Source organism: Cognatishimia sp., assembly GCF_964229375.1.
Classification (GTDB): Bacteria; Pseudomonadota; Alphaproteobacteria; order Rhodobacterales; family Rhodobacteraceae; genus Cognatishimia.
Map to the genome: position 1 here is coordinate 1 of NZ_CAXREH010000125.1, position 5,095 is coordinate 5,095.

The 5,095-nt window shown below is 54.9% G+C and carries 4 protein-coding genes and 1 pseudogene; 2 read left to right on the forward strand and 3 right to left on the reverse strand.

Annotated elements, in window-relative coordinates; all coding sequences use genetic code 11:
- Both ACEQWH_RS09600 and ACEQWH_RS09605 read left to right on the forward strand, forming a co-directional pair.
- Positions 1 to 129, forward strand: a pseudogene (locus tag ACEQWH_RS09600) (LuxR family transcriptional regulator); the annotation flags it as partial.
- Between the two features lie 187 nt (positions 130 to 316).
- Entirely contained in the window at positions 317 to 1,129 is an 813-nt protein-coding gene (locus ACEQWH_RS09605) for an acyl-homoserine-lactone synthase (protein ID WP_370230162.1), read from the forward strand.
- A 229-nt stretch (positions 1,130 to 1,358) separates the two neighbouring features.
- On the opposite strand, the gene tig is transcribed toward ACEQWH_RS09605, so the two are convergent.
- From tig to ACEQWH_RS09620, 3 genes are all read right to left on the reverse strand, one after another.
- The gene (gene tig / locus ACEQWH_RS09610; protein WP_370230164.1) at positions 1,359 to 2,693 is read right to left on the reverse strand and encodes a trigger factor; all 1,335 of its coding nucleotides are present in this window, start codon (positions 2,691 to 2,693) and stop codon (positions 1,359 to 1,361) included.
- Between the two features lie 191 nt (positions 2,694 to 2,884).
- Positions 2,885 to 4,090, reverse strand: a complete 1,206-nt coding sequence (locus ACEQWH_RS09615) for a sialate O-acetylesterase (protein WP_370230167.1) — start codon at positions 4,088 to 4,090, stop codon at positions 2,885 to 2,887.
- Positions 4,090 to 4,362, reverse strand: coding sequence for a hypothetical protein (locus tag ACEQWH_RS09620; RefSeq protein WP_370230168.1), 273 nt, complete (start codon positions 4,360 to 4,362; stop codon positions 4,090 to 4,092). The genes ACEQWH_RS09615 and ACEQWH_RS09620 overlap by 1 nt, the downstream gene beginning before the upstream one ends.
- Positions 4,363 to 5,095: the final 733 nt, after the last annotated feature.

The following is a 5,095-nucleotide window of genomic DNA, read 5'->3' on the forward strand; positions in this document are numbered from 1 at the left end:
GACATTCTGAACATCTCGACCCGGACGGTCGAAGTTCACGTCCGCTCTTCGCGTGAAAAACTCGTCGCACTGACCACCTCTCAGGCCGTTGGTCGTGCAATCGGTATGAACCTGATCTTTCCTGGGTAATTCCTGTGGATAACCCTGTGGGTAACTCCTGTGATTTTGGATGACCTTAAGTCATTCATCACACCTAGAGACCTATCAAGCATCTGAAATTCGTTAAAAAATTCAATACTACGGGTTTCCCACAATACCCGTCCCTATCTGCGCGTCGTTAACCTTGGTTTACGACAAAGCACAATTGGGGGTGCACATGATTTTAACGATAGACGCATTGAATATGCATCGCTTCCCGACGGTCCTCGAGGACATGTTCCAGCTGCGAGCACGCGTATTCGCAGGTCGCTTGGGATGGGACGTCACCATCACGGACGGCAAAGAGATTGACCAGTTTGACAGCATGAACCCAAGCTACATCGTGGGCCTTGATGACGAGATGAACGTCATCTCTTGCGCACGTGTGCTTCAGACAATGGGGCCGCATATGCTGGCCGACGTGTTTGACGCTATTCTGGCAGGCGAACCGCCGGTCCGCAGCCCGAACATCTGGGAATCAACACGTTTCTGCGTCGATACACAGCGTATCAAAAGCAAAGACAGCAAAACAACGGTGTCCAAAGCCACCTGTGAGTTGATGGTCGGCATTCTGGAATATTCCAAAGCGGCCGGTATCACCGATATCATCACCGTGATCGATCCGGTTATGGACCGCGTCCTGAAACGCTCTGACAACGCGCCACATGGCTATGTTGGCAAAACCGTTCCGATGGGCAAAGTGTCGGCTCTGGCGGCGCTGCTAGACTGCACAGACGAGCGGATCAGCAAGGTGCGTGCCTTTGCTGGGATCGAGGGCGATGTGATGCTCGACGAAGACGCAGCGGTCGCCAAGATCAAGGCCCTGGGTGAAACGTCTCCGGAAACGGATGTGACAGAAACTGAAGACCTGATGACCTATTGCGAAGAGCAAATTGCAGAGGCCGGTTCAAGTTCTGAACGCTCTGCAGCGCTGGCGCTCAAACATGCGCTGACCGGTCAGGTCGCGGCAGAGATGTCCAGCTCGTCCTGACGGGAAAACAAAACACGATCACGCGGGTCTCTCGCGTGTCCCGACATTTAAGTCACCTATTTAAGTTATTTATTTCAATTGGTTGAGGGTACTACCCTGTCCCTTGGCCAGACAAATCGCCTTATTCCCCAAGGCGTGTTGCGTAGAGTGTGGCGCAATGAAAAGGGGCTGCTCGTTTCCCCGAGCAGCCCCTTTTTATGTCTCGATACAGGCGACGCCTGAAAGAAGATTACTCTTCTTCCAGCGCCTCAACTGCTTTTTCCAGATCCGCTTTGCTGACGTCTTTCTCAGAAACCTGAGCCAGCTCGAACACATAGTCGACGACTTTGTCTTCAAACAGAGGCGCACGAAGCTGCTGCTGCATCTGCTGGTTCTGTTGAACGAATTCAAAGAACTGACGTTCCTGACCAGGGTACTGACGCGCTTGGTTCATGATCGCCTGGGTCATTTCCGCATCGGAAACTTCGACTTCGGCCTTCTGACCCAGCTCTGCCAACAGCAGGCCAAGGCGCACGCGACGCTCTGCCAGCGAGTTGTGCTCGTCTGTTGGTGTGATCTCGGGGTGGTCGTGACCTTCCACCTCTGGGTTTTCTTCGTGCCACAGCTGATGCGCGATTTGGTTCGCTTCTGCTTCGACCAGCGAAGGTGGCAGATCAAACGCAACTTTTGCGTCCAACGCGTCCAGCAGAGCACGTTTCTGTACCTGACGGGATGCGCCAGCATATTCTGCGGCCAGACGCTCGGAAACCTGCTCTTTCAGAGCGTTCAGGTCTTCGGCACCGAACTGCTTGGCCAGCTCGTCGTCCAGCTCTGCGGCCACTGGCTCTTTGACTTCTTTGATGGTGCAAGAGAAGACCGCTTCTTTGCCCGCCAGATGCTCGGCTTGATAGTCCTCAGGGAAAGACACGGTTACGTCTTTCTCTTCGTCTACCTTTACGCCAACCAGCTGCTCTTCAAAGCCTGGGATGAATTGACCAGAGCCAAGTACCAGTGGGAAATCCTCACCCGCGCCGCCGTCAAAGGCTTCGCCGTCGATTTTGCCAACAAAGTTCATAACGACCTGATCGCCGTCTTTCGCCTTGGAGCCTTTGCGACGCGCTTTGAAATTCTGCGCAGTCTCGGCCAGTTTGCCAAGCGCTTCGTCGACGTCCGCGTCCTCTGGCTTTACGACCAGTTTCTCAAGCGAGATGGACTTCAGATCCACTTCAGGAATCTCTGGCAGAGCTTCGTAGGACATGTCGACAACAACGTCGTCGCCCTCTTTCCAGTCTTCGCCGTTTTGCATTTCAATTTTTGGCTGCAGCGCAGGACGATCGCCAGATGCTTCGAAATGATCGCTCATCGCACCGTCGATGGACTCTTGCATGGCTTCGCCCAGAATGCGTGGACCAAACTGCTTTTTCAGCAGCGCCATAGGCACTTTGCCTTTGCGGAAGCCTTTCATTTCGATGTCAGGCTGCGCCTCAGACAGTTTTTCGTTGACCTTCGCGTCCAGCTCATCTGCGGTCAGCGTGATGGTATAGCCGCGCTTCAGGCCTTCGTTCAGGGTCTCGGTGACCTGCATTGTATCGTCCTTCTTTCAACCTAAATAGCGGCGCCGATTGGCACCGCCTTTAACTTCTTCATGCGTTGAGGTCGCTCTGTATAGATCGAGGGGGGTAATGACAAGGCAAAACGCGCCTCACAAAGGCATGGAAGTGCCAATATTGTAAGGCGGACTTCAAACGAAAAGGGCGGCCCCAAAGCCGCCCCGCATCAAAGGTACCCTTCCGCCACAAACCGGCGTGCGGCCAACCGGCCCATCGTCCGGCTGCCCCAGGCGGTCACATGGGTGCCATCCTCGATATATCCGGCCGGATGCGCAACCGTATGGACGCCCGTTTGCGCCAGCGCGTGTCCGCTGTTTTGATCCATATTCAACTGGGTTTCGCGAAACAGATCCTGATAGGTCGCGATGCCATCTGGCGGCGGTGCAAGGATCATCCACGGCAAAGGCCCAGTGCCCAGATCGCTCTCCATCTGGCTGCGCATAGCAGCAAAGGCAGGCGGGTAGTCCACGTCAAACGTGTTGCCGTGATCCCCCTGCCCCTGCGCCCAAAGAACGCCAATGATTTCTGAGCCTTGCGGCAAGCTAGCCATCCCGTCAATCGCCAGATCGATCGCCGACTGATAGGCCGCGCGATCCGCAGATGTCGCCGCCGGATTCCAATCTCCGTCAGGCCCAACCAACGAAGTCTGCGACCACGCTCCTGCCGCCATAACCAGCGTATGGCTTTCCGGCACATAGGGCATGAGTTCCTGCGCAAAGGCCGCCGCTGGCGACACGCCCTGCCCGATCGCGTTGAACTGAAGCGGCACATGCATCGCCTGCACTTGCCCCCGCGTTGTCCCCCGCCCGGCATAGGTCGCGCCCGGCAGGTAAAGACAGCGCGCAGACGGCCAGCAGTCAACGCTTGGGTTCACACCCAGCGAAACGGACGAGCACTCCATCAGCGACTGGCCCAAGGCCAGAACCACCTTGGCAGGCTTGGCTAAGACAGCCGTCATATCAACAACCTGCAACCCCACCAGCGTGCAGGCAGAGTTGCTGCCCGTCAGGAAATCCAACGCACCATGGCCGGTGGCGTTTGGAAACGCCCAGGTCTGCATACCATCTGGCTGCCGGATACCTTCGGGCTGATACGTCGGGCTTAGAAACCGCGCCCGCGTGGTTCCACTGACGTCTTTGATAATCGAATGAACCCACAGATTACCCGCGAAACTCCCCGCGATCGTAACGCGCGAGTTGGGGCCCATTTGGATTTCACCTTCGCCAAATGTGACATCCCCCGTTGTCGAGGTCACATGGCTCATGTCTTGCAGCGTGGCTTGTGACATCGGCAGAATGCCCGCAGGCAGCCCTGCGTCCATTGCCCCCAAGGCCCCGATGTGCTGTCGAATGCTGATACCCACCCCCGCCATCAGATCACATAGGCCTTAATGCCAGCAGCCGTAGTCCCCGACGCAAAAACGCGTCGGACATTCAGGCTTAGTTCTGAAAAATCAGGCACTTGCACAGTGATCGGAGCGGTTCCGCTGAGCGGCATGACCACCAGCGCTCCTCCGGTTTCGACATAGAGCTTCACTGCAGGCTGCGGCAGATCCTGAGCGTCATTGGGCACGACATCCACCATGTCGCCAAAGGTTCCCGCAAGGCTTCGGCTTGCTCCAAGTGTCTCGTCAAAAATGTCCATCTTCGTCCTCGCAACGTGGTTTGAGGGTCAAATGGCTAGAAACACCGTCTAAACGGCGCAGAAACACTGCGCGCGAAGGCGCAACACTTTGGTAACTGTCTGATTGAATTGAGTGGTGCGGGTGGAGGGACTTGAACCCCCACGCCTCGCGGCGCCAGAACCTAAATCTAATGTAAGTCACTGTTAAATTTGCTTTACTTAATGAGACCGTACCCCTTTTCGGCTGCTATTTCTGACTAATATTTGAGACCGCCGTGGATTTTGATTGCCTTTATGCTCGGACGGTTGGCCCCTAGCCCGTCTGAAATGGGACGTGGTTTATTAGCAATGATGTCTTTAATGGGACGTGGGCCAGCTTACAACAGGAGAGAAACTGACCCACTAGGTAGGGACGGTGAGTTTACTAGTAGCCGACGAACTAAACGCCAACCCACCGATGAAACATGAAACTTAACGTTTCATAATTTTATACGTCGCAGAATGAGACTGGATTAAAATGGATAGCAAAGACCTTATGGATATTCTGCATCGGACACTTGCAGAACAACTTTTATCACGTGTCCAAGACCCAGAAGCTAAGAGCGCAGATTTAAACGTTGCGAGGCAATTTTACGAGACAACGGCATTGATGCCCTGCCCGTCGATAACTCGCCACTGAGCGAACTTGTGAAGTCCCTACCCGACTTCAATGACGACGACACTGATCTGTCAGAGTTAAAACCGCATTAGCGAC